Origin of the sequence: Kitasatospora setae KM-6054, assembly GCF_000269985.1 — a bacterium.
GTDB classification, from domain to species: Bacteria; Actinomycetota; Actinomycetes; order Streptomycetales; family Streptomycetaceae; genus Kitasatospora; species Kitasatospora setae.
The window spans coordinates 5,951,186-5,976,012 of the sequence record NC_016109.1; the positions used below are offsets into that span (position 1 = coordinate 5,951,186).

A 24,827-nucleotide genomic window follows, 5' to 3' on the forward strand; every position below is an offset into this window, starting at 1 on the left:
TGCCCCCCATGGCCACACGAACGCCCGGAAGCGCCGCCGCCCGCACCGGCAAGCCCGGGCCGGCCAAGAGCGCGCCGGCCAGGAAGGCACCCGCCAAGGCGGCCGCGCCCAAGCCCCCCGCCAAGAAGGCCCCGGCGAAGAAGGCCGCCCCCGCCAAGAAGGCGGCCGCCGCCGCTCCGCCGCCGTCGCCCCCGAAGCGGCCGATACTCTTCCGCGCCGTCCGGGCCGTCTGGCTGGGCCTGGCGCACTCGGTGGGCGCGGTGTTCCGCGGCTTCGGCCACGGCGCCCGCAACCTGCACCCCGAGCACCGCAAGGACGGCGTGGCGCTGCTGCTGCTGGCGCTCGCCCTGGTCACCGCCGCGGGCACCTGGTTCAGCCCGCAGGGCTGGCTCGGCGAGGCCGCCACCAACGTGGTCTCCGGCCTGTTCGGCCGGCTCGACGTGCTGGTGCCGTTCCTGCTCGGCGCGGTCGCCGTCCGGCTGATGCGGCACCCCGAACTGCCGGAGGCCAACGGCCGGATCGCGATCGGCCTGAGCACCCTGGTGGTCGGCGTGCTCGGCCTGGTGCACATCGGCTGCGGCGGGCCCGCGATGGGCGCCGGGGCGACCAGGATCCGGCAGGCCGGCGGCCTGATCGGCTGGGCCGCCTCCACCCCGATGATGGCCGCGGCCGGCCCGCCGCTGGCCGTCCCGCTGCTGCTGCTGGTCGCGTTCTTCGGCCTGCTGGTGGTCACCGCCACCCCGGTCAACCGGATCCCCGAGCGGCTGCGGCAGCTCGGCGTCCGGCTCGGCGTGGTCGAGCCGCTGCCCGGCGACGGCGACGGCACCGAGGACGCGGCCGGCGAGCGGGAGTACTCCACCGCCCCGCCCGAGGACGCCGACCCGGACGCGCTGCCGATCACCGTCGAGGACGACGAGCTGTCCGCCCGCCGCAGCCGGCGCCGCCGCAAGGCCGACCCCGGCCCCGCCGCCGCCGACGACGGGACCGCCGACGGGACCGCCGAGCCGCTCTCGCTGGAGAAGGACCCGTACCAGACCCGCGACCTGGCGGCCGGCGTCGCCGCCGACCTGGACGGCGCGCTGCTGTACGGCGTGCCCGGCTCGCCCGCGGTGGCCAGCATGCTCGGCCAGGTCAAGGACAACACCGCGCCCCCCGAGGAGCCCTGGACGCCCGAGGTGCCCGCCGCCCGGGCCGCCGGCGCCCCCGAGGGCCACGGCGCCGCCCCGGCCCGGACCGAACAGCTCCGGCTCTCCGGCGACGGCGGCTACGCGCTGCCCTCCCTCGACCTGCTGGAGCGCGGCGCCCCCGGCAAGGCCCGGTCCCAGATCAACGACGACGTGGTCACCCAACTCAGCGGCGTCTTCACCGAGTTCAAGGTCGACGCGCGGGTCACCGGCTTCACCCGCGGCCCGACGGTGACCCGCTACGAGGTCGAGCTCGGCCCCGCCGTGAAGGTCGAGCGGATCACCGCGCTGGCCAAGAACATCGCCTACGCGGTGGCCACCCCCGACGTCCGGATCATCTCGCCGATCCCCGGCAAGTCCGCGGTCGGCGTGGAGATCCCGAACCGGGACCGGGAGATGGTCACCCTCGGCGACCTGCTGCGCTCGCGCACCGCCGCCGAGGACACCCACCCGATGGTGGTCGGCATGGGCAAGGACGTCGAGGGCCACACCGTGATGGCCAACCTGGCGAAGATGCCGCACGTCCTGGTGGCCGGCGCCACCGGCGCGGGCAAGTCGTCCTGCATCAACTGCCTGATCACCTCGGTGCTGGTGCGCGCCACCCCCGACGAGGTCCGGATGGTGCTGGTCGACCCCAAGCGGGTCGAGCTGACCGCCTACGAGGGCATCCCGCACCTGATCACGCCGATCATCACCAACCCGAAGAAGGCCGCCGAGGCCCTCCAGTGGGTGGTCCGCGAGATGGACATGCGCTACGACGACCTGGCGGCCTACGGCTTCCGGCACGTCGACGACTTCAACGCCGCCGTCCGGGCCGGCACCGTCCAGCCGCCGCTGGGCAGCGAGCGCGAGCTGGCGCCCTACCCGTACCTGCTGGTGATCGTCGACGAGCTGGCCGACCTGATGATGGTCGCCCCGCGCGACGTCGAGGACTCCGTGGTCCGGATCACCCAGCTCGCCCGCGCCGCCGGCATCCACCTGGTGCTGGCCACCCAGCGCCCCTCGGTCGACGTGGTCACCGGCCTGATCAAGGCCAACGTGCCGTCCCGGCTGGCCTTCGCCACCTCGGCGATGGCCGACTCCCGGGTCATCCTGGACCAGCCCGGCGCCGAGAAGCTGATCGGCAAGGGCGACGCGCTGTTCCTCCCGATGGGCGCCTCCAAGCCGGTCCGGATGCAGGGCGCCTTCGTCACCGAGGCCGAGATCGCCAAGATCGTCCAGCACTGCAAGGACCAGCTGACCGCCCGCTACCGGGACGACGTGGTGGTCGGCGGCGGCCCGAAGAAGGAGATCGACGAGGAGATCGGCGACGACCTCGACCTGCTGGTCCAGGCCGCCGAGCTGGTCGTCACCACCCAGTTCGGGTCGACCTCGATGCTCCAGCGCAAGCTCCGGGTCGGCTTCGCCAAGGCCGGCCGGCTGATGGACCTGATGGAGTCGCGCGGCATCGTCGGCCCGAGCGAGGGCTCCAAGGCCCGCGACGTCCTGGTCAAACCGGACGAACTGGACGGTGTACTGATCGCCCTGCGGGGGTAGGCGGGGGCGGTGCGGCGGCCGGAAGCGGCCGTGAGGGCCCGTCAACTTCTGTAGCGAGACTGTGGCACGTTCGGGCCCCCTCCGGTTGAGAAACGTTCCGCCCGCACCCCTAGACTGGTGCCTCAGCAGGTGGCCTCCGCTCGAAAGGCGTGCCCAGTGACCATCGGCAAGTCCCCCCGCCGCTCCGCCCCCGACTCCGCCGCGCCCGCGCCCGGGCCCGCCGAGGAACCGGGTCGTGCCACCGGCGGACCGAGCGTCGGGCGGCTGCTCGCCAGGGCCCGGATCGACGCCGGCCTGACGGTCGACCAGGTCAGCACCCGGACCAGGATCCGGGTCCCGATCGTGCACGCCATCGAGTCCGACGACTTCGAGCGCTGCGGCGGCGCCTTCTACGCCCGCGGCCACCTGCGGCTGCTGGCCCGCGAGGTCGGCCTGGACGGCGAGGCGCTGGTCGCCCGCTACGACGCCGAGCACGGCGGCGCCCCGGTCCGGCCGACCGGCCCGCTGCTCGACTCCGGCCCGATCAAGGTCCGTGACCACAACCGGCCGAACTGGACCGGCGCGATGGTCGTCGCGATCCTCGCCGTGGTCGCGCTGATCGGCTACAACCTGGTCGGCTCCTCGTCCTCCGGCGGCGGCCAGCCCGGCGCGGCCAGCGCCCCGCTGCCCTCCGGCGTCTCCGCCCCGGCCACCGCCGCGTCCGCCCAGCCGCCGGCCCCCGAGGCCAGCGCCGCCGCGATCGCCGCCGCGCCCGCCGACAAGGTCACCGTCAAGCTGGTCGCCGGGCCGGACAAGAGCTGGGTCACCGCCAAGGACGGCAGCGGCAAGTCGCTGTTCTCCAACAACCTCGAAGCCGGCCAGGACCAGACCTTCACCGACGCCAAGAAGATCACCCTGGTGATCGGCAACGCCGGGGCCGTGCACCTGTTCGTCAACGGCAAGGACCTCGGCACGGCCGGCCAGGACGGCCAGGTCGTGCACCTCACCTACACCCCCGGCGACCCGCAGGCGGGCTGAACCGGGACGATCCGACCCTTGCGGCAACGCGCGCGCCCTCCGGGGGGAACTCCACCGGGGGGCGCGCGTTAATCTTGGCGTCATGCCTGAAACCCGCACTGTCGCCCTGGTCACGCTCGGATGCGCCCGCAACGAGGTCGACTCCGAGGAACTCGCCGGGCGACTGGAGGCCGACGGCTGGCGACTGGTCGACGACGCCAGCGAGGCCGACGTCGCCGTCGTCAACACCTGCGGGTTCGTCGAGGCCGCCAAGAAGGACTCCGTCGACGCCCTGCTGGAGGCCAACGACCTCAAGGGACACGGCCGCACCCAGGCCGTCGTCGCGGTCGGCTGCATGGCCGAGCGCTACGGCAAGGAGCTCGCCGACGCCCTCCCCGAGGCCGACGGCGTGCTCGGCTTCGACGACTACGCCGACATCTCCAGCCGCCTCAACACCATCCTCTCCGGCGGCCACGTCGAGGCCCACACCCCGCGCGACCGCCGCAAGCTGCTGCCGCTCACCCCGGTCGAGCGGCAGGCCGCCGCCGCCGAGGTCGCGCTGCCCGGCCACGGCGCCCCCGAGGACCTCCCCGACGGCGTCGCCCCCGCCTCCGGCCCGCGCACCCTGCGCAAGCGGCTGGACGACGCCCCGGTCGCCTCGATCAAGCTCGCCTCCGGCTGCGACCGCCGCTGCTCGTTCTGCGCCATCCCGGCCTTCCGCGGCTCCTTCATCTCCCGCCGGCCGAGCGACGTCCTGAACGAGGCCGTCTGGCTGGCCGGGCAGGGCGTCCGCGAGGTCGTCCTGGTCTCCGAGAACAACACCTCCTACGGCAAGGACCTCGGCGACATCCGCCTGCTGGAGACCCTGCTGAGCGAGATCGCCGCCGTCGACGGCATCGAGCGGGTCCGGGTCAGCTACCTGCAGCCCGCCGAGATGCGCCCCGGCCTGATCGACGTGATGACCGGCACCGACAAGGTCGTCCCGTACTTCGACCTGTCCTTCCAGCACTCCGCGCCCGCCGTGCTGCGCCGGATGCGCCGCTTCGGCTCCACCGAGCAGTTCCTCGGCCTGCTGGAGTCGATCCGGGCCAAGGCCCCGGAGGCCGGCGCCCGCTCCAACTTCATCGTCGGCTTCCCCGGCGAGAGCGAGGAGGACTACGCCGAGCTGGAACGGTTCGTCATCCACGCCGGGCTCGACGCCATCGGCGTGTTCGGGTACTCCGACGAGGACGGCACCGAGGCGGCCGGCTACGACGGCAAGCTCGACCAGGACGTCGTCGACGACCGGGTCGCCCGGCTCTCCAAGCTCGCCGAGGAGCTCACCGCGCAGCGCGCCGAGCAGCGGATCGGCAGCAAGGTCACCGTGCTGGTCGAGTCGGTCGAGGACGGCGTGGTGGAGGGCCGCTCCGCCCACCAGGCCCCGGAGACCGACGGCCTGACCACCCTGCTCGGCGCCCCGGACGCGGTGGTCGGCCGGTTCTACCGGGCCGTCGTGACCGGCACCGAGGGCGTCGACCTGGTCGCCGAGGCGATCGAGGGCGACGAGGCCGCGGAGCTCGCCGGAGCCGACGTATGACCAAGGGGCCGGGGGCCCCGGCCGCCACCCGGCCGACCCCGGCCGCCGTCCCGCCGCAGCCCGGCGTGTGGAACATCGCCAACGTGCTGACCATGTTCCGGCTGCTGCTCGTCCCGGTGTTCGCCGCGCTGCTGTTCGCCGGCGGCGGGCACGACCCCAAGTGGCGGGCGCTCGCCTGGGCGGCCTTCGCGATCGCGATGATCACCGACGTGTTCGACGGCGCGCTGGCCCGCCGCAAGGGCCTGGTCACCGACTTCGGCCGGATCGCCGACCCGATCGCCGACAAGGCGATCATGGGCACCGGCCTGATCGGCCTGTCGCTGCTCGGCGACCTGCCCTGGTGGATCACCGCGGTGATCCTGGCCCGCGAGCTCGGCATCACCCTGATGCGGTTCTGGGTGATCCGCTACGCCGTCATCCCGGCCAGCCGCGGCGGCAAGGTCAAGACGCTCGCCCAGGGCACCGCGGTCGGCATGTACGTGCTGGTGCTGACCGGGCCGCTGGCCACCGCCCGGGCCGTGGTGATGGGCGTCGCGGTGTTCCTCACCCTCGCGACCGGCCTCGACTACGTGCTGCAGGCCGTCCGGCTGCGCCGCGAGGGCATCGCCAGGGAGCGCCGCGGTGAGTGAGGCCGCGACGGGCGGGGCGGGCGCCGCGGCGGGGGCGGACGCCGCGGCCGGGGTGCTGGCGGCGCTGCGGGCCCGCGGGGCCACGCTGGCCGTCGCGGAGTCGCTCACCGGCGGCCTGCTGGCCGCCGCCCTGGTCGCCGTCCCCGGCGCCTCCGCGGTCTTCCGGGGCTCGGTCACCGCCTACGCCACCGAGCTGAAGGCGTCGCTGCTCGGCGTCGACGAGGGCCTGCTCGACGTGCACGGCCCGGTCCACCCGGTGGTGGCCCGGCAGATGGCCGAGGGCGTCCGCCGCCTGCTCGGCGCCGACTGGGCGCTGGCCACCACCGGCGTGGCCGGCCCCGACCCGCAGGACGGGCAGCCGGTCGGCACCGTCCACGTCGCGCTGGCCGGGCCGGCGGGAACAGAAGCGCTCCCGCTCCGGTTGTCGGGTGGGCGTGACACGATCCGGAACGGGTCGGTGGACGCCGCGCTGGGGCTGCTGCTCCGCCGACTGACGCCCGGCTGACGTCCGGCTGACGTCCGGCGAGGGCTGACGCCCGGCGAGGGCTGAGCTTCGCCGAAAGACCTGACACTCCGCGCCGAAAACCCTCGAACCCGCCGCACCCGGTGGGGGAACGTGTTAGACCGGATGCTCCGGCGGGGCCGACCCCCGGCGGAGGGTCGTTCGTCGACCGCGCGTCCGGAGCCGGACATCCTGCCTTCACGGGTGGTTCGACGGCCCGGAAGGGGAAGAATCAGGGAGGGGGCGCCTTGCAGCCCACAGTGAACACGACCCCGGTCCCGGCACGGGATGCTGGCAAGGCGGTACGGTGGGGTCGTGACATCTCGATCCGCAGTCCGAGGAGGGAGGCACCGATGATCCTGCTCCGTCGCCTGCTTGGCGATGTGCTGCGTCGGCAGCGCCAGCGCCAGGGCCGCACACTCCGCGAGGTGTCGGCAGCCGCCAGGGTTTCGCTCGGTTACCTCTCCGAGGTCGAGCGGGGGCAGAAGGAGGCGTCCTCCGAACTGCTCTCCGCCATCTGCGACGCGCTCGACGTCCGGATGTCGGAGGTCATGCGGGAGGTCAGCGACGAACTGTCGCTCGCCGAACTTGCGGCGATGGCCACCCTCTCGGAGGGTGATCTGCTGAGGCCGGTTCTCGAACCGGTTCCGCTGCCGGCCCCCGGTGTCGACCGGTCCGGCTCCATCGCGCCCAAGGCGGCGATGGACGTGGTGGCGGCCTGACCGGACCTCGACCGCCCCGCCACCGCGGGGCGCCGGGTGAAGGAGGGCCGCGATGCGGAGTACGCGACGTGCGCTGCTGCTCGGTGCGACGGCACTGGTCGGCCTGGGCCTGATACTGCTGCTGGTGGGCGGCACCGCGATGAACGGCGGTGCCGCCCTCGGCATGCTCGCGGCCGGCTGGTGGGGGATGGGGCTGATCCCGGTGCACGCGACGACGGCGCCGCCGGAGCCGCGCGGCGGGTCGGCCGACAAGCAGGCCGACGGGCCGGCCGGCGAGAGCCCCGACGGCGGGCCGCCGGACCCGTCCGGGGCGGGCGGGCCTCCCTCGGACGGGTGAACCGCGGCGCCGCTACCGGAGCCGGTAGCCCTTCGGGGCGGGATGCAGACCGGCCGCCTCCAGGGCGGGGCCCAGCGGGCTGGTGAGCGCCGGGAGGCCGTTGATCCGCTCGATCGCGAGCGGACCGGCCAGCGCGCCCAGCGCGGCCGCCAGGACCGGGTCGTCGGCCGGGTCGTCCGCCGGGCCGTCGGCCGCCCAGGACAGCAGGGACTTCCCACCGCGCTCCAGGTACAGCACCAGCCCGCCGTCGACCAGGACGACCAGCGAGCCGGCCTTCCGGCCCGGGCGGTGCGCCGCCGCGGTGCCGGTCGGCGGCTCGGGCCATGCCAGCGCCGCCCCGTACGCGTTGGCCGGGTCGGCGGCGGCCAGCACCAGGGCCTGCGGGGCCCGGTCCGCGGCCGGCGCGGACCACTCGTCGCCGCCCGCCCGCTCCAGCCGGGAGCCGACCGAGCGCAGCCGGTCCGCGGCGCCGTCCATCGCGAACTGGGCGCCGCCCAGGCCCTCGACGAAGTAGCCCCGGCGGGCCCGGCCGCGCTCCTCGAACGCCGACAGCACCCGGTAGACGCCCGCGAACCCGCCCGGGACGCGCTCGGCGCCGACCGCGCCCCTGGTCAGCACGCCGTGCCGGTCCAGCAGGGCCTGGGCCCGGGCGGTGGCCCGCACCGTCGGGTCGGCGGCGAGCGCGGGCAGCAGCGACCAGCGACCCACCGCGGTCGGCGGGCCGGTCCGGGAGGCCGGGCGGGCCAGGCCGCGGGCCGCGCCGCCGTAGCGGCCGCGCGGGGTGGCGCGCGGGGCGCGGTGCGCGGTGGCGCCCGCGGTGCGGCCGGAGCCCAGCAGGCCGCGCAGCGGGGCCAGCGTGTCGTTGGTGGCGTACCCGGCCCAGACGAGGTCCCACAGGGCGTCGGCGATCTCGGCGTCCGGGGTGTCCGGGACGCGCTCGGCGAGCTGGCGGAAGAACGCGCCGTAGCCGCCGGCCAGCGCCTCCAGCAGGGCGGTGTGCACCGGGCCCGGGGTGAGCGGCAGCGGCTCGGGGCGCAGCAGGTGGGCGCTCTCCGCCAGGTGCAGGCCGATCCAGCCGTCCTTGCCGGGCAGCGCGCCCGCGCCGGACCAGCCGATCTCGCCGGCCGCCATCAGCTCGTCCAGCAGCCCGGGGGAGTAGTCGGACAGCCGGGCGGGCAGCACGAGCTTCTCCAGCGCGGAGGCGGGCAGCGCGGTGCCCTGCAGCTGCTCGACCACCCGGTAGAGGCCGTCCGCGCCGCGCAGCCGGTGCCCGGCCAGGTGCTGCCACTGCGGGAGGAACGCGGCCAGCGCCCGGGGCGGGACGGCCTCCACCTCCTGGCGCAGCGCGGCCAGCGAGCGGCGGCGCAGCCGGCGCAGCACCTCGGCGTCGCACCACTCCGGGACGGTGCTCGACCCGTCGGGGCGGAACGCGCCCTGGACCAGCCGGCCGGCCGCGGTCAGTCGCTGCAGGGTGCCGGTGACGACGGCGGTGCCCAGGCCGAAGCGCTCGGCGGCCCGCCGCGCGGTGAACGGGCCGTGGGTGCGGGCGTAGCGGGCCAGCAGGTCGCCCAGCGGGTCCTTGACCGGCTCGGTGAACGCCTCGGGGACGCCGACCGGCAGCGGGGTGCCCAGGGCGTCGCGCAGCCGCCCGGCGTCCTCGATCGCGGCCCAGCGCGGCACGCCGCCGATCCGGACCGGGACCGCCCGGCGGGCGGCCTCCAGCTCCAGCGCCCAGAGCGGCTCGGCGCCGCGCTCGGCCAGCTCGGACTCGGACAGCGGGCCGAGCAGCCGCAGCGCGTCGGCGACGCCCTCGGCGTCCCGGATCCGGCGCTCGGGGGTGCGCCGCTGCAGCTCGGCCTCCAGCTCGGCGAGCACCCGCGGGTCGAGCAGCTCGCGCAGCTCGGCCTGGCCGAGCAGCTCGGCCAGCAGCCGGGAGTCCAGCGCCAGGGCGGCAGCCCGCCGCTCGGCGATCGGGGAGTCGCCCTCGTACAGGAACTGGGCGACGTAGCCGAACAGCAGCGAGCGGGCGAACGGGGACGGCTCGGGGGTGGTGACCTCGACCAGGCGGACCGCCCGGGAGGCCAGGTCTCCTATCAGCTCGACCAGGCCGGGCACGTCGAAGACGTCCTGCAGGCACTCGCGGACGGCCTCCAGGACGATCGGGAACGAGCCGTACTCGGCCGCCACCTCCAGGAGTTGGGAGGCGCGCTGGCGCTGCTGCCAGAGCGGGGTGCGCTTGCCCGGGCTGCGGCGGGGCAGCAGCAGGGCGCGGCCGGCGCACTCGCGGAACCGGGCGGCGAACAGGGCGGAGCCGCCGACCTGGTCGGTCACCAGCCGCTCGATCTCGTCGGCTTCGAAGACCGCGGCGTCCGCGCCGACCGGCGCCTCGTCGGGGTCGGTCGCGGCGGGCGCGGCGGACGGGAAGTCGGCCAGCAGGTCGGCGTCCGGCAGGCGCAGCACGATGCCGTCGTCGGCGTGCATCACCTGCGGGTCCAGGCCGTGCTTCTCGCGCAGCCGGGCGCCGATCGCCAGCGCCCACGGGGCGTGCACCTGGGCGCCGAACGGGGAGTGCACGACGATCCGCCAGTCGCCGAGCTCGTCGCGGAACCGCTCGACCACGATGGTGCGGTCGTCGGGCAGGTGGCCGCAGGCGGCGCGCTGCTCGGCGAGGTAGGCGAGCAGGTTGCCGGCCGCCCAGTCGTCCAGCCCCGCCGCGCGCAGCCGGGCGGTGGCCGCGGCGGGCTCCAGGGCGCCCACCTCGCGGACGAACGCGCCCACCGCGCGGCCGAGTTCGAGCGGGCGGCCGAGGGTGTCGCCCTTCCAGAACGGCAGCCGGCCGGGGACGCCGGGGGCCGGGACGACCAGCACCCGGTCGTGGGTGATCTCCTGGATCCGCCAGGAGGTGGTGCCCAGGGTGAAGACGTCCCCCACCCGGGACTCGTAGACCATCTCCTCGTCCAGCTCTCCGACCCGGCCGCCGCCCTTCTTCGGGTCCGCGCCGGCGATGAAGACGCCGAACAGGCCGCGGTCCGGGATGGTGCCGCCCGAGGTGACGGCGAGGCGCTGGGCGCCGGGGCGGCCGGTGACGGTGCCGGCGACGCGGTCCCAGACCAGCCGGGGGCGGAGCTCGGCGAAGGCGTCGGACGGGTAGCGGCCGGCCAGCATGTCGAGGACGCCGTCGAACGCGGACCGCGGGAGGGTCGCGAACGGGGCGGCCCGGCGGCACAGGGCGAGCAGCTCGTCGACGTCCCGGACGTCCATCGCGGTGATCGCGACCAGCTGCTGGGCCAGCACGTCCAGCGGGTTGCGGGGCAGCCGCAGCGCCTCGATCCGGCCGTCCCGCATCCGCTCGGTGACCACCGCGGACTGCACCAGGTCGCCCCGGTACTTGGGGAAGAACACGCCCCGGGAGACCGCGCCGACCTGGTGCCCGGCCCGGCCGACCCGCTGCAGGCCGGAGGCCACCGACGGCGGCGACTCGACCTGCACCACCAGGTCGACCGCGCCCATGTCGATGCCCAGCTCCAGGCTGGAGGTGGCCACCACGGCGGGCAGCCGGCCGGCCTTCAACTCCTCCTCCACCAGCGCCCGCTGCTCCTTGGAGACCGAGCCGTGGTGCGCCCGGGCCAGCAGCGGCGGGGCGCCCGCGGCCGCGCCCGAGCCGCCCATCAGCTCGGCGGGCGCGTGCCCGGCGGGCAGCGGCGCCCCGGTGGCCCGCTGGTGCGCGATCTCGTTCAGCCGGTTGCACAGCCGCTCGGCCAGCCGGCGGGAGTTGGCGAACACGATGGTCGAGCGGTGCGCCTGCACGAGGTCGACGATCCGCTCCTCGACGTGCGGCCAGATCGACGACTGCCGCTGCGGGTCGTCCTCCTCGGCGGGCGCGGCGGGCAGGTCCGCCAAGTCCGGGACGGGGACCACCACGGACAGCTCGAAGCGCTTGTCCGAGCCGGGCCGGACGATCGCCGCGCCGCGCCGCGGGCTGAGGTACCGCGCCACCTCCTCGACCGGGCGGACGGTCGCCGACAGGCCGATCCGGCGGGCCGGCGCGTCCAGCAGCTCGTCCAGCCGCTCCAGGCTGAGCGCCAGGTGCGCGCCGCGCTTGGTGCCCGCGACGGCGTGCACCTCGTCCAGGATCACCGTGTCGACGCCGCGCAGCGACTCCCGGGCGGCCGAGGTGAGCAGCAGGAACAGCGACTCGGGGGTGGTGATCAGGATGTCCGGCGGATGGGTGGTGAAGCGGCGGCGGTCGGCGGCCGGGGTGTCGCCCGAGCGGACCCCGACCCGGACGTCGGGCTCCGGCAGGCCGAGTCGGACTCTCGCCTGCCGCAGACCGGCCAGCGGGGCGCGCAGGTTGCGCTCGACGTCCACCGCGAGGGCCTTCAGCGGGGAGACGTAGAGCACCCGGCAGCGGCGCTTCGGGTCGGCCGGGGGCGGGGCGGCGGCCAGCCGGTCCAGCGCCGAGAGGAACGCCGCCAGCGTCTTGCCGGAGCCGGTCGGGGCGACCACCAGCACGTCCGTCCCCAGCCCGATCGCCGACCAGGCCCGGGCCTGCGCCTCGGTGGGCGCGGCGAACGCCCCCGAGAACCAGGCCCGGGTGGCCGGGGCGAAGCCTTGCAGCGGGTCAGCGTCGGAGGTGGCCATGGACCCATGGTGCCCCGACACGCTGACAGGTCACGGAATGGTCACCGTCTGACCCAATCCCGTGAAGCAAATCGTACAAATCGCTCATATCGTGATGATCCGGACCCGATCCCCCGGGGTCCGGCCCTGCCTGACGAGCGGAGACCGTGCGATGGAGCAGGTGAGCCACGCCCACAGCAGCACCCCCGCGACCCGCCGGCGCCGCAGCGTCCGGGTGCTCGGCGCGACGCTGCTCACCGGACTGCTGCTCGGCGGCGCCGTCCCGTACGTCACCGGCAACGGCGGCACCTACCTCAGCTACCTGGTGCTGGACGAGCGCACCGACGCCGAGGGCGCCGAGCACGCCGGCGAGCAGGCCAGGGCGCTCGGCGGCAGGGTCGTCCAGGACTACCCGCAGATCGGCGCGGTGCTCGCCTACGCCGGGCCGCGGTTCGCCGAGAAGCTCCGGCAGCGGCCCGGGATAGCCGCCGTCGGCGCCACCCGCACCGTCCCCGTCCCCTCGCCGCCCCGGCCGCTGGCCGGCGCCGGCTTCGACGCGCACGCCGGGGGCGCCGGGGCCGCCGGGGCCCCCGGGCCGGCGGGCGACGCCGTCGAGCGGGCCGACGACTCCACCCCCACCGTGCCCGACCCCGGCGAGCGGACCGACTGGAACCTCGCCATGATCGGCGCCCTCGACCGCCCCGCCGGACGGACCGCCGCGCTGCTCCGCCCGCCCGTCGGGACCGCCGGCAACGCCGCCGAGCAGCCGTCCGCCGACCGGGCCGGGGCGCTGCCCACCGCCGGGCAGCTCGCCGGGGTCACCGTCGCGGTGCTGGACTCCGGCGTCGACGACACCCACCCCGACCTGCGCGCCGCCGTCGACCCGGCCGCCTCCGCGTCCTGCGCCGACGGCCGCCCCGACTCCCGGGACGGCGCCTGGCGGCCCGACCCCGCGATCAACGAGAGCGGCCACGGCACCCACGTCGCCGGGATCGTCGGCGCCGCCCGGGACGGCCGCGGCGTCACCGGCGTCGCCCCCGGCGTGCGGATCGCCGCCGTCCGGCTGCTCGGCCCGCTCGGCCAGTACTACGCCGAGAACATCGTCTGCGGCATGATCTGGGCCGCCGACCACGGCGCCCGGGCGATCAACGACAGCTACTTCGCCGACCCGTGGAAGTACAACTGCCCCGAGGACGCCGACCAGGCCGCGCTCGCCGCCGCCGTCGGCCGGGCCGTCGCCTACGCCCAGCGCAAGGGCGCCGTGGTGGTCGCCTCGGCGGGCAACGACGGACAGGACCTCAACGCCGGCCGCGAGGACCGCCGCAGCCCCAACGACCGCACCACGGCCCCGCCGGAGGACCGCCGGCTCGGCACCGAGTGCATCCGGCTGCCCGGCGAACTGCCCGGCGTGGTCACCGTCACCGCCGTCGACCGCGACGGCCGCCCCGCCCTCTACAGCAACCACGGCCGCGGCAAGGTCTCCCTCGCCGCCCCCGGCGGCGACCCCGACGGCGGCAACCAGGGCGCGATCGTCTCCGACTGGCCCGGCGGCCGGTACGCGGCACTGGCCGGCACCTCGATGTCCGCCGCGCACGTCACCGGCGCCGTCGCCGTGGTCGCCGCCCGGCACCCCGACTGGGGCCCCGACCGGATCACCGCCGCCCTCGCCCGGGCCGCCGCCGCGAACGGCTGCGACCGCACCCTGCCGCTCGGCTGCCAGGACCGCGACTACTACGGCGCCGGCATCCTCATCCTCCCCGCCGACTGACGCCGGGTGCCCCGACCGGTGCCCGATACTGGGGCGCATGAGGCTGACCGAGTTCTGGCGACGGATGTACGAGCACTTCGGCGAGGCGTACGCGGAGTCCTTCGCCCAGGACCACGTGATGGGCGAGCTCGACGGCCGCACCGTCCGGCAGGCGCTGGACGCGGGCTGGGAGGCCAAGGACGTCTGGCGGGTGGTCTGCGTCACGCAGGGGGTGTCGGCGCAGCTGCGGTGAGAGTAAACGCCCCGGGTTGGGTGAGACTGTCCCGGTGGCGAGCAGCGCAGAGAACCCCGACCCGACCGCCCCCGAACCGAACCCCGGGACCACCGCCCGGGCCGCCGACGCGGTCGCGGCCGTCGACGCCGCGGCGGACGAGGCGGACGCCGCCGAGACGGACGCCGCCGACGCCGAGACCGTGCGCACGGCCGCCGCCCGGCTGCTGCGCCGGGCCGAGCTCGGCGGCGGCGCGATGCCCCGCTGGCTGCCCCGGGCGATCCTGCTGGCGCTGCTCGGCGTCGGCCTGTTCCAGCTCGCCGACTGGGCCTTCCACCAGCTGATCGACCTGTTCGTGATGCTGCTGGTGGCGTTCTTCCTGTCGCTGGCGATGGAGCCCGCCGTGGACCGGATGGCCGCCCGCGGGGTCCGCCGCGGCCTGGGCACCTTCCTGGTCTTCATCGGCGTCGGCCTCGCCGTCGCGGGCTTCCTCGCCGCGCTCGGCACCCTGCTGGTCGACCAGATCACCCAGATCGCCGGGCGGCTGCCGCAGCTGCTCCAGGACCTGATCAACTGGATCAACCACACCTTCCACACCGACCTGTCGCTCGACCAGCTCCAGCACCAGGTGCTCAAGGACTCCGGCACCATCGAGAAGTACGCCCAGCAGGCCGCCGACAACGTCTGGGGCGTCACCGGCACCGTGGTCGGCGGCCTGTTCCAGGCGTTCACCGTCGGCCTGTTCACCTTCTACTTCACCGCCGAGGGCCCCCGGGTGCGGCGCACCGTCTGCTCGCTGCTGCCGCCCTCCAAGCAGGGCGAGGTGCTCCGGGCCTGGGAGATCGCCCTCGCCAAGACCGGCGGCTACCTGTACTCCCGGGCGCTGCTCGCGCTGGTCTCCACCTTCGCGCACTGGGCGTTCTTCGCCGCGATCGGGCTGCCGTACGCGGCGGCGCTGGCGGTCTGGGTCGGCGTCATGTCGCAGTTCGTGCCGACCATCGGCACCTACCTGGCGGGCGCGCTGCCGGTCCTGGTCGGGCTGACCGTGCGGCCGGTGGACGCGCTCTGGGTGCTGGTCTTCGTCACCGTCTACCAGCAGATCGAGAACTACCTGCTGCACCCGCGGATCACCGCGAGGACCGTCGACGTGCACCCCGCCGTCGCGTTCGGCTCGGTGATCGCCGGCGCCGCCCTGCTCGGCGCGGTCGGCGCGCTGATCGCCATCCCGGTCGCCGCCACCCTGCAGGGCTTCGTCGGGACGTACGTGCGCCGCTACGAGGTCGAGGACGACCCGCGGATCGACCGCGGCGAGGAGCGCCGCGAACGGCGCCGGCACACCGTCCGGCGGCTGCGCCGGATGGTCTCCGGCGGCTCGGGCGGGGGCGGCGCGGACGGCCCCGGCGGGGAGCGCCCGGAGCGGCGGCGGGAGGATCCGCCGGGGGAGTAAGCGGTTCGCGCCCCCTCCGGGCTCTGTACGGGTGAAGGAGGTGGTCATGAAAGGGAAACGGAGCGATCCGGACGAGGACTTCCGGGCGTTCGTCGTGGCGGCCTGGCCCTGGCTGACCCGCACGGCGTACCTGCTGACCGGCGACCGGCACGCGGCGGAGGACCTCGCGCAGTCCGTCGCGGAACGGACCTGCGCGGCCTGGCCGAGGGTCCGCCGGGCCGACGACCCGTACGGCTACGTGCGGCGGATCATGGTCAACCAGCACGCCCGCCGCTGGCGCCGCCGCGCGCCCGAGGTGCTGGTGGAGGCCGTGCCCGACACGGCCGGGGCCGAGGACGGGTACGCCAGGTCGGACCAGCGCCGGGAGCTGATGGCGGCCCTCGCGACGCTGCCGACCCGGCAGCGGCAGGCCGTGGTGCTGCGGCACTGGGACGACCTGAGCGACAGCCAGGCGGCCGCCGCGATGGGCTGCTCGGCCGGGGCCGTGCGCAGCCACGCGGCCAAGGGGATAGCCAGACTGCGCCAGAGCGCCGGTCTGCGGGAACTGCGGGACATGACACGAATCGGGGGTGCGGTGTGAACGGGACCGGCGAGGGAACGCGCGGCGACGGCGCGATGTGGGTCGAGCTCGGGCTCGCGGGAGCGGCGGCGGAGGTGGCGGTCGGGCCGGTCCCGGTCGACGGCATCGTGGCCGGCGGCCGGCGGATCCGGCGCCGCCGCCGGACCGCGGTCGGCGCGCTCGCGCTGGCCGCGGTGACCGTCCTCGGCGGCGGCGCGGCCGCCGGACTGCCCGGGGCCCCGGGCGGGGCCGGCACCGCCCGGGAGATCGGCCCGGCGGCCCTCGGCGGGCCGGCCAGCCCGTCCGGGCCCGCCTCCGCCCCGGCCTCCGCCCCGACGGCCGTCCGGGACCCGCTCACGCCCGTCCGGGTGCTGATCGGGCAGGGCGTCGTGGACGGCCGGGAGTGGCAGCTCTGGGAGGCGCTCTGGCCGCTCGCCCCGCAGGAGCGGGCCTACGAGCAGGCGCTGGCGGTCTGGCAGGAGCGCCACGCCGTCGACCCCGGCCTGGAGGCGCCGACCGAGGCGTACGTCCGGCAGTACTGGCAGCCGGGGGAGGACGTCGTCAACACGTACGCGACGCTGGACGGCGTCCGGCAGAAGGACGACGAGCAGGGCGGCTACCCGGCGCCCGGGCACCTCGAACCGTGGATGGCGGACACCTTCAGCGGCGGCCTGCTGGCGGCCCGGGACAAGGACTTCCGGCCCGGCCCGCTGCCGGTGACGCTCGCCGTGCTGGCGCTCGGGCCCGGCATCGACAAGACCGTGGTGACCTGGACGGACGGCACCGTCTCCGAGCTCCGGCCGGTCACCGTCGGGGACTCCCCGTACCGCCGCCTGGTGGTGGCGGAGCGGCCCGGCGTGAAGGTCGCCTCCTGGGGGTTCTACGACCGCTCCGGGGCCGCACTGCCGAACGCGGGGGAGAAGATGCTGACCGAGTAGGCCGCCGGGCGGGGCGGTCGGGCGGCGCGGCCCGGGGGGTTCGGGCCGCTCCGTCCGGGCCGCTCCGCGTGCGAAGCGGTCCGCCGGGAGGGTGACCGCCGGGCCGTGTCGGAGCCCGTCCGGCGCGCGCGCTGCCTAGCGTCGGGCCGGAACGGGTGCCCGGCGGGAAGGCGGACGGCGATGCGGCGGAGCGTGGCGGCGGTCTGGGCGGCCCTGGTGCTGCTGGCCGCCTGCTGGTGCGGGGGCTGGGCCGGGACGGCCGGGGCGGTGCCGCCGAGCGCGCCGTTCGCCGCCTACCAGTACGGCACCGACGGCTGCCTGGAGGTCGGCGCCCGGGACGGGCAGCCCAAACCGTACGCCGCGCCCGCCGGGTACGACCCGACGGCCGGCTACCCCGCGTTCGGCTACGACCCGGTCGCGCTCGGGTTCACCGCCACCGGCGGCACCAACGCCTGCCGGTACAAGTTCTACGACAAGGACCCGCGCACCGACCCGACCGCCGTCTACATCGCCTCCGGCTACTGCGTGCAGTACGCCGCCGGGCAGCTCTCCGGCACCGGCTACGACCCGCAGGACGCCGCCCCCGTCCGCAACGCCGGGTACGTCCGGCGGATCCTGGCCGCGTACTGGCCCAGCAGCGCCCTGCCCTCCGTGCCCGGCGCCGCCAACCCGACGGTGGCCAACCGGCAGCGCTCCGGGGCCGTCGCGATGGCCGTCCACTGGTTCAGCGACGGCATCGTGATGCCGCCCGACTACCAGGTGCCCGCGCTGTACGCGTCCGTCAAGGAGGTCGTCGACGGCGCCCTCGCCGCCGGGCCGCTGGCCGCGCCCGCCGACCCGACCCCAGCCCTCGACGGGCCCGCCGGCGGCGACGCCCAGGACCTGGTCGGGCCGTACACCGTCGGCGCCAACGCGGTGGGGCCGGTGACCGTCCGGATCGACGGTGCGGGGGTCGGCGCGTACACCGACGCGGCCGGCACGGTGCCCTTCACCAGCGGCGACACCCTCCCGCCCGGCGGACAGCTGTGGCTGCGCGGGCCCGCCGGGCCGGTCGTGCTGCACGCCGAGGGGCCGGTGCGGGCCGAGATCGGGACGTACGTCGCCGGGGACCCGGCGGTGCGGGTGCAGTCGATGGTGCTGGCCACCGCCGTCACCCTCACCGGCAAGTCCGAACGGACCCTGACCCTGGTGGCCGGCGACCCGCCGCGCCTCGCCAGCCAGGTCTCCGCGACCGTGCTGACCAGCGGCGACCCCGTCTTCGACCGGGTCGACGTCGCCGGCCTGCGCGGCCCCGCCACGCTCACCGCCACCCTGTACGGCCCGCTGCCCGTCCCCGACTCCGGCGACTGCGCGCGGGCCGGCTGGGAGGCGGTCGCCGTACCCGTCGCGGCCGCCTTCGCCCCGATCCGGCTGACCGGCGACGGACGGACCGTCGTCCCCGAACGGGACACCGGCGAGACCGGCTGCTTCTCGTTCGGCACGGAGCTGCGGCCCGACGGCGGCGACCCGGTGAACCTCCTGCCCGGGGACCCGGCCGAGACCTTCCGGGTCGACCCGCGCGAGGTCCCGCCCGTGCCGGCCCTCACCACCCGGGCCTCCGCGAGCACCCTCCCGGCCGGCGGGGAGGCCACCGACACCCTCACCGTCACCGGCGTCACCGCCGGGAGCACCGTCCACCTCGAACCCACCCTGTACGGCCCGCTCGCCCCCGCCGGGGACGGCGGCTGCGCCGGACTCGACTGGACCGCCCCCGGCCTCCCGGTCGCCGCCCGGCTCGCCCCGCACGACCTGACCGCCGACGGCTCGGTCACCACCGAGCCGGTCCGGCTCGAACGGGACGGGTGCTACAGCTTCGACACCGTCATGACGCACACCGTGCTGACCGGCGGGCAGGAACCGGTCGGGCACGGGGTGGGGAGCCCGGAGGAGACCATCCGGGTGCTGGGCGGGCCGAGCCCGAGCCCGAGCCCGAGCCCGAGCCCGACGGCCACGGCGACGGCCACGGCGGGGCCGAGCGCGAGCCCGTCGCCGTCGGGGGCGCCCTCGTCCGCGCCCGCTCCGAGCGCGTCGCCCGCCCCGGTGCCGCCGTTGGCCGGCACCGGGGCGGAGGGGCTCGGGACGGTGCTGGCCGGGGCCGGGGCGCTGGTGCTGCTGGGCGCGGTCGCGCTGCTGTCGGCGCGGCGGGGGTGAGGGGGCGGGGCGGCCGCGCCGTCGGCGGTCCCGGCGGCGCGGCGGTTCCGGGGGCGGTGAGGTGCGAGACTGGAATCGAACGTATGTTCTTTGTACTCTTCGGCGCGGAGTTTTCCACAGGCCGAGCCCGTCCGGGGCCGATTGTCGGTGGGACGCGCTAGCGTCGATGACGATGAAGCGCACAGGACAGAACCCGAGGGTGGAAGCCATGGCAGGAACGGATCGCGAGAAGGCCCTGGAGGCCGCACTCGCCCAGATCGAGCGGCAGTTCGGCAAGGGCTCGGTGATGCGGCTCGGCGAGAAGGCGAACGAGCCGGTCGAGGTGATCTCCACCGGGTCCACCGCGCTCGACGTGGCGCTCGGCGTGGGCGGCATCCCGCGCGGTCGCGTGGTCGAGATCTACGGCCCCGAGTCCTCCGGCAAGACCACCCTGACCCTGCACCTGGCCGCCAACGCCCAGAAGGCCGGCGGCACCGTCGCCTTCGTCGACGCCGAGCACGCGCTCGACCCCGAGTACGCCAAGAAGCTCGGCGTCGACACCGACGCCCTGCTGGTCAGCCAGCCGGACACCGGCGAGCAGGCGCTGGAGATCACCGACATGCTGATCCGCTCCGGCGCGATCGACCTGGTGATCATCGACTCGGTGGCCGCGCTGGTGCCGCGCGCCGAGATCGAGGGCGAGATGGGCGACTCGCACGTCGGCCTCCAGGCCCGCCTGATGAGCCAGGCGCTGCGCAAGATCGCCGGTGCGCTGAACCAGTCGAACACCACCGCGATCTTCATCAACCAGCTGCGCGAGAAGATCGGCGTGATGTTCGGCTCGCCGGAGACCACGACCGGTGGCCGGGCGCTCAAGTTCTACGCCTCGGTCCGCCTCGACATCCGGCGGATCGAGACCCTGAAGGACGGCACCGAGGCGGTCGGCAACCGCACCCGCGTCAAGGTGGTCAAGAACAAGGTCGCCGCGCCGTTCAAGCAGGCCGAGTTCGACATCCTCTACGGCGTGGGCATCAGCCGCGAGGGCGGCCTGATCGACATGGGCGTCGAGCACGGCTTCATCCGGAAGTCCGGCGCCTGGTACACCTACGAGGGCGACCAGCTGGGCCAGGGCAAGGAGAACGCCCGCAACTTCCTGAAGGACAACCCGCAGCTGGCCGACGAGATCGAGGCCAAGATCAAGGGCAAGCTGGGCATCGGCCCGAAGCCCCCCGCGGCCGAGGGCGACGCCGCCGCGGCCCCCGCCGTGGAGATCCCGGCCGCCGCGGCCCCCGCGAAGGCCGCGGCCAAGAAGGCGGCGGCCGCCGCCAAGAGCTGATCCGTTGACACCGCACCAGCAGTACGACCACCCGGCACCGGGCCCGTCCGGCGACGGGCCCGGTGCGGGCGTTCACGGCCCCGGCCCCGGGCCGGACGACGACTACGGTCCGCCGGACTGGTTCGCGGCCGTGGCGGAGGAGGAGCCGGAGCCGGAGCCGGCCCGGGAGGCGGCGGGGGAGCCGCCGGTCGGGCCGGTCGGGGAGCTGCCCGGGATGATGCGGGCGTCCGACCTGGCCGGCGGGCGGCGGCGACGGCGCAGCGCGCTCGGGGAGCTGCCGGCCGCCGCGCCGGAGCCGGTGGCGGCGGAGCGGCCGCGGGCCCGGCGGCGGGCGAAGGCCGAGCGGGCGGACGGCGACGGCCCGGGCGCCGGGGCGGGCGCGGCCCGGGAGGGGCGGCGCGGGCGGGCGAAGACCGAGCCGGAGGGCGACCCGGCCGACCGGGCCCGGGACATCTGCCTGCGGCTGCTCACCGGCGCCGCCAAGTCCCGCAAGCAGTTGGCCGACGCGCTGCGCCGCAAGGAGATCCCGGACGAGGCCGCCGAGCGGGTGCTGGACCGGCTGGAGGAGGTCGGCCTGATCGACGACGCCGCCTTCGCGGAGGCCTGGGTGGAGTCCCGGCACGCGGTGCGCGGGCTCTCCCGGCGGGCGCTGGCCCAGGAGTTGCGCACCAAGGGCGTCGCCGGGGAGGCCGCCGAGCGGGCCCTGCTGCAGGTCGACGAGGAGGACGAGTCCGAGGCGGCCCGGGCGCTGGTCGCGCGCAAGCTGCGCTCCACCGCCGGGCTGGCGCGGGACGTGCGGATCCGGCGGCTGGTCGGGGTGCTGGCGCGGCGCGGCTACCCGGAGGGCCTGGCGTTCCGGGTGGTGCGGGCGGCGATCGACGCGGAAGGGGCGGGCGGGGAGGACGACGCGGGCGAGGAGGGCGACCAAGACTGGCAGGAGTGAGGCCGGTTTCCGGTGTGATCTGATGACAGGTGATCAGATCATCGGCGCCAATTCTCGATCGCATCTTGACCGTTTCGTAACCTCGGCCTAGCCTCACACTCAGTGGCAGGACGATCGCGGAGGTCGCCTCAGCGGCAGCGTGAGCAGGACGGGGAGTGGCCGGATGGGCATCGCTCAGGGCACCGAAACGGGTTCCTCCCTGCTGCTGGCCGCCGGGGTGCTGATCGGCGCCCTGGTCCTGGTGCTGGCCGCCGGGTTCCTGATGCTCCGCCAGCGCCGGGCCGAACTCGACCGCCGCGAGGAGCGGTTGACGTCCGAGCTGCACCGCCTCCACCAGCACGAGGACGAACTCGCCGCCCGCGCCGCCGACTCCGAGCGGGTGCGGGCCGAACTCGCCGGGCAGGGCGTGCAGAACCGGCTGCTGCTGGAGCGCACCGCCGGGCTGACCGCCGACCAGGCCCGCGAGGAGATCGTCCGGGCCGCCGAGTCGGAGGCCCGCCGGGAGGCCGCGCTGACCGTCCGGGAGATCGAGCGGCGGGCGGTCGACGAGGGCGAGGGCCGGGCCCGGGAGATCATCGCCGCGTCCATCCAGCGGCTCGCCGCCGAGCACACCACCGAGACCGTCGTCACCACCCTGCGGCTGCCCAGCGAGGACATGAAGGGCCGGGTGATCGGCCGCGAGGGCCGCAACATCCGGGCCTTCGAGGCCGTCACCGGCGTCAACCTGATCGTCGACGACACCCCCGGGCTGGTCCAGCTCTCCTGCTTCGACCCCGTCCGGCGGGAGAGCGCCCGGCTCACCCTGGAGGCGCTGCTGGTCGACGGGCGGATCCACCCCGCGCGGATCGAGGAGACCCACGAGCGCAGCCGGGCCGAGGTCGGGCGGCTGTGCGTCCGGGCCGGCGAGGACGCGCTGCTCACCGTCGGGATCGGGGCGAGCGGCGAGATGTCGCCCGAACTCGTCCGCACCCTGGGCACTCTGCGCTACCGCACCTCGTACGGGCAGAACGTGCTCGGGCACCTGGTGGAGTCCGCGCACCTGGCCGGGATGATGGCCGCCGAACTCGGCGTCGACCCCGAGACGGTGCGGCGGGCCGCGCTGCTGCACGACATCGGCAAGGCGCTCAGCCACCGGGTGCCGGGCAGCCACGCCGCGATCGGTGCCGAGTTCGCCCGCCGGCACGGCGAGGCCGAGGAGGTCGTGCACGCCATAGCGGCCCACCACGGCGAGATCGAGGCGAAGACCGTCGAGGCCGTGCTCACCCAGGCCGCCGACGCCTGCTCGGCCGGGCGGCCCGGCGCGCGCAAGGAGTCGGTCGAGGCGTACGTCCGCCGGCTGGAGCGGCTGGAGGAGATCGCCCTCGCGCACGACGGCGTCACCAAGGTGTACGCGATGCAGGCCGGCCGGGAGGTCCGGGTGATGGTGCAGCCGGAGGCCGTCGACGACGTCCGGGCGCAGGAGATCGCCCGCGAGGTGGCCCGGCAGGTGCGGGAGGAGCTGACCTACCCGGGGCAGATCCGGATCACGGTGGTGCGGGAGTCGCGGGCGACGGAGGTCGCGCGGTAGCGCGAGGCCGTGCGGGCGCGCCGCGGGAGGCGCTCCGGGCGGCAACTGGCCGTCGGTGCCGCGACCTTGCCGGTGCGGGGGCGCAGTTCCCCGCGCCCCTACCGGGTCTTCTCCTGTTCCAGGCCGGGCTTGGGGGTGAGCGGCGCGGTGAGGGCGTGCAGGGTCTCGGGGTGCAGGCCGGGGGTGGTGCCCAGCAGGTGGCCGTCGGGGCGGACCAGCAGGACGGTGTGCGGTGCGGCGCCGGGGTAGGCGTCGGCGACCAGCACCTCGGTGGGCACGGGCAGCGCGGCGGCGAGTTCGGCGAGCCGGGGCATCAGGCCGGCGCCGACCCAGTGCTCGGCGGACCAGACGGTGGTCCCGGGGGCGACCAGGACCAGTAGGAACGGGCCGCCGAGCCGGGCCCGCAGGGTGTCCGCGGCGCCGTCCGCGGTGACCACCGGCAGGTCGGGCACCAGCACGCCCGGCGCGGTGGCCGGGAACTGCTCGGTCAGCGCGGTGCCGCCGCGGCCGGAGCCGCGCTGCTCGGGGACGCGCGGGACGACGCCGGACGGGGTGGCGGGGTAGGCGGGGGCGCCGCCGAAGCGGCCGGTGCCGAGCTGGCCGTCGGCGAGCAGCGGGGCGTGCTTGCGGAACGAGCCGGAGAGCAGCGAGCGCCGGGTCTCGGCCCAGCCGCGCAGCGGCCGCAGCAGCGGCATGCTCTGGTCGACGGCGCGCAGCCGGGCGCCGACCGCGCCGCGCCGCTCCGCCTCGTAGCCGTCGAGCAGGGCGCGGTCGGCGCGGTCGGCGGCGGGGGGCAGGTGCCAGGCGAGGGCGAGCCGCCAGGCGAGGTTGTCGGCGTCGCGCAGGCCGTCGGCGAGGTTCTGCATGCCGAGGGCGCCGTGCAGGTGGGCGGCGTCGCCGGCCAGGAAGGCGCGGCCGGTGCGGAAGCGGGCGGCGAGGCGCTGTTGGTAGGTGTGGTCGGCGGCGGCGAGCAGTTGGTGGGGCGGGAGTTCGCCGCACCAGCCGGTGAGCGCGGAGGTGACCCGGGTGAGCAGGGTGTCGCCGGTGACGATGCCCGGCCAGGTGGCGTGCGGGTCGACGGGTTCGGTGGGCTGCGGGCGGCCGGGGGGCAGCCGCCAGTCGAGCCGCCACAGGCCGTCGGGCAGCGGGCGGGCGGACGCCTCGCGGTCGCCGCGCCACGGGGGTTCGCGGTGCAGCCGGGCCTCGCCGGGGAACGGCAGGTCGACCCGGACGGTGGCGACCGCGTGCCGGTCGACGGCGGGCCGGCCGGGGAAACGGACCTTGAGCAGTCTGCGGACGGTGGAGCGGGCGCCGTCGCAGCCGACCAGGTGGCTGCCGCGCCACCAGGTCTCCTCGCCGCCGGACTCGGTGCGGACGGCCACCCCGTCGCGGTCCTGGGCGAGTTCGACCACCCGGTGCCGGGGCAGCAGCCGGACCAGCGGGGTCGCGGCGACCGCGTCGCGCAGGCCGCGCTGCAGCCGGTGCTGGGCGAGGTGCAGGACGGGTTCGCCGTCCAGCGGCAGGCGCAGCACCTCGGCGCGGCGGCGCCAGACGGTGAAGGCGTCCCAGCGGGCGGAGTCGGAGGCCACCCGGGTGTAGCCGATCCGGCCGAGGAAGGCGGCGGTGTCGCCGCCGAGCACGACGGTGCGGGGGCTCTCCGGGCTGACGCCGGTGCCCTCGTCCAGGACGGTGCTGGGGACTTCGTTGCGGGCCAGTGCGAGCGCCAGGGCGAGGCCGACCGGCCCGGCCCCGACGATGATCACCGCGTCCATGCCGGGGCCTTCGGG

At 76.1% G+C, this 24,827-nt stretch carries 18 protein-coding genes; 16 read left to right on the top strand and 2 right to left on the bottom strand.

The window, feature by feature from the left end; all coding sequences use genetic code 11:
* Positions 1–8 precede the first annotated feature (8 nt).
* The 7 genes from KSE_RS26425 to KSE_RS26455 all read left to right on the top strand — a co-directional run bounded on the left by KSE_RS26425 (position 9) and on the right by KSE_RS26455 (position 7,482).
* On the top strand, positions 9–2,720 hold the full coding sequence (locus KSE_RS26425) for a DNA translocase FtsK (protein WP_014138417.1): 2,712 nt from the start codon (positions 9–11) through the stop codon (positions 2,718–2,720).
* A gap of 156 nt (positions 2,721–2,876) precedes the next feature.
* A complete protein-coding gene (locus KSE_RS26430; RefSeq protein WP_231873232.1) occupies positions 2,877–3,737 on the top strand; it encodes a helix-turn-helix domain-containing protein in 861 nt (286 codons plus the stop codon).
* A gap of 82 nt (positions 3,738–3,819) precedes the next feature.
* On the top strand, positions 3,820–5,292 hold the full coding sequence (rimO, locus tag KSE_RS26435; RefSeq protein WP_014138419.1) for a 30S ribosomal protein S12 methylthiotransferase RimO: 1,473 nt from the start codon (positions 3,820–3,822) through the stop codon (positions 5,290–5,292).
* Positions 5,289–5,921: a CDP-diacylglycerol--glycerol-3-phosphate 3-phosphatidyltransferase gene (gene pgsA / locus KSE_RS26440; protein WP_014138420.1), complete on the top strand. Its 633-nt coding sequence runs from the start codon at positions 5,289–5,291 to the stop codon at positions 5,919–5,921. The genes rimO and pgsA overlap by 4 nt, the downstream gene beginning before the upstream one ends.
* 52 nt (positions 5,922–5,973) lie before the next feature.
* Positions 5,974–6,426, top strand: a complete 453-nt coding sequence (locus tag KSE_RS26445) for a CinA family protein (RefSeq protein WP_231873421.1) — start codon at positions 5,974–5,976, stop codon at positions 6,424–6,426.
* Between the two features lie 350 nt (positions 6,427–6,776).
* Positions 6,777–7,145, top strand: coding sequence for a helix-turn-helix domain-containing protein (locus tag KSE_RS26450; protein WP_014138422.1), 369 nt, complete (start codon positions 6,777–6,779; stop codon positions 7,143–7,145).
* Positions 7,146–7,197: 52 nt separating this feature from the next.
* Positions 7,198–7,482 (top strand): hypothetical protein, encoded by a 285-nt coding sequence (locus KSE_RS26455; RefSeq protein WP_014138423.1) that lies wholly within the window; start codon positions 7,198–7,200, stop codon positions 7,480–7,482.
* 12 nt (positions 7,483–7,494) lie between these two features.
* On the opposite strand, the gene KSE_RS26460 is transcribed toward KSE_RS26455, so the two are convergent.
* Positions 7,495–12,123 carry an ATP-dependent helicase gene (locus tag KSE_RS26460; protein ID WP_014138424.1) on the bottom strand — a complete coding sequence of 1,543 codons (4,629 nt, stop codon included), beginning with the start codon at positions 12,121–12,123 and terminating at the stop codon, positions 7,495–7,497.
* A 151-nt stretch (positions 12,124–12,274) separates the two neighbouring features.
* Here KSE_RS26460 and KSE_RS26465 point away from each other — a divergent pair, with 151 nt between their 5' ends.
* From KSE_RS26465 to rny, 9 genes are all read left to right on the top strand, one after another.
* The gene (locus tag KSE_RS26465) at positions 12,275–13,870 is read left to right on the top strand and encodes a S8 family peptidase (protein ID WP_014138425.1); all 1,596 of its coding nucleotides are present in this window, start codon (positions 12,275–12,277) and stop codon (positions 13,868–13,870) included.
* A gap of 37 nt (positions 13,871–13,907) precedes the next feature.
* Positions 13,908–14,102, top strand: a complete 195-nt coding sequence (locus tag KSE_RS26470; RefSeq protein ID WP_014138426.1) for a DUF3046 domain-containing protein — start codon at positions 13,908–13,910, stop codon at positions 14,100–14,102.
* Between the two features lie 34 nt (positions 14,103–14,136).
* A complete protein-coding gene (locus KSE_RS26475) occupies positions 14,137–15,528 on the top strand; it encodes an AI-2E family transporter (protein ID WP_014138427.1) in 1,392 nt (463 codons plus the stop codon).
* A 46-nt stretch (positions 15,529–15,574) separates the two neighbouring features.
* Positions 15,575–16,108, top strand: a complete 534-nt coding sequence (locus KSE_RS26480) for a SigE family RNA polymerase sigma factor (protein ID WP_014138428.1) — start codon at positions 15,575–15,577, stop codon at positions 16,106–16,108.
* A complete protein-coding gene (locus KSE_RS38785; RefSeq protein WP_014138429.1) occupies positions 16,105–17,025 on the top strand; it encodes a hypothetical protein in 921 nt (306 codons plus the stop codon). Before KSE_RS26480 ends, KSE_RS38785 begins: the two co-directional genes overlap by 4 nt.
* Before the next feature lie 180 nt (positions 17,026–17,205).
* Positions 17,206–19,215 (top strand): hypothetical protein, encoded by a 2,010-nt coding sequence (locus tag KSE_RS26490; RefSeq protein WP_014138430.1) that lies wholly within the window; start codon positions 17,206–17,208, stop codon positions 19,213–19,215.
* A gap of 208 nt (positions 19,216–19,423) precedes the next feature.
* The gene (gene recA / locus KSE_RS26495) at positions 19,424–20,530 is read left to right on the top strand and encodes a recombinase RecA (RefSeq protein WP_014138431.1); all 1,107 of its coding nucleotides are present in this window, start codon (positions 19,424–19,426) and stop codon (positions 20,528–20,530) included.
* Positions 20,531–20,534: 4 nt separating this feature from the next.
* Complete coding sequence (locus KSE_RS26500) at positions 20,535–21,473, top strand: regulatory protein RecX (protein ID WP_014138432.1); 939 nt, start codon at positions 20,535–20,537, stop codon at positions 21,471–21,473.
* A gap of 163 nt (positions 21,474–21,636) precedes the next feature.
* Positions 21,637–23,040, top strand: coding sequence for a ribonuclease Y (gene rny / locus KSE_RS26505; protein WP_033258457.1), 1,404 nt, complete (start codon positions 21,637–21,639; stop codon positions 23,038–23,040).
* A gap of 98 nt (positions 23,041–23,138) precedes the next feature.
* Here the strand turns inward: rny and KSE_RS26510 are convergent, their stop codons facing one another.
* On the bottom strand, positions 23,139–24,812 hold the full coding sequence (locus KSE_RS26510; RefSeq protein WP_014138434.1) for an FAD-dependent monooxygenase: 1,674 nt from the start codon (positions 24,810–24,812) through the stop codon (positions 23,139–23,141).
* Between the last annotated feature and the right edge of the window lie 15 nt (positions 24,813–24,827).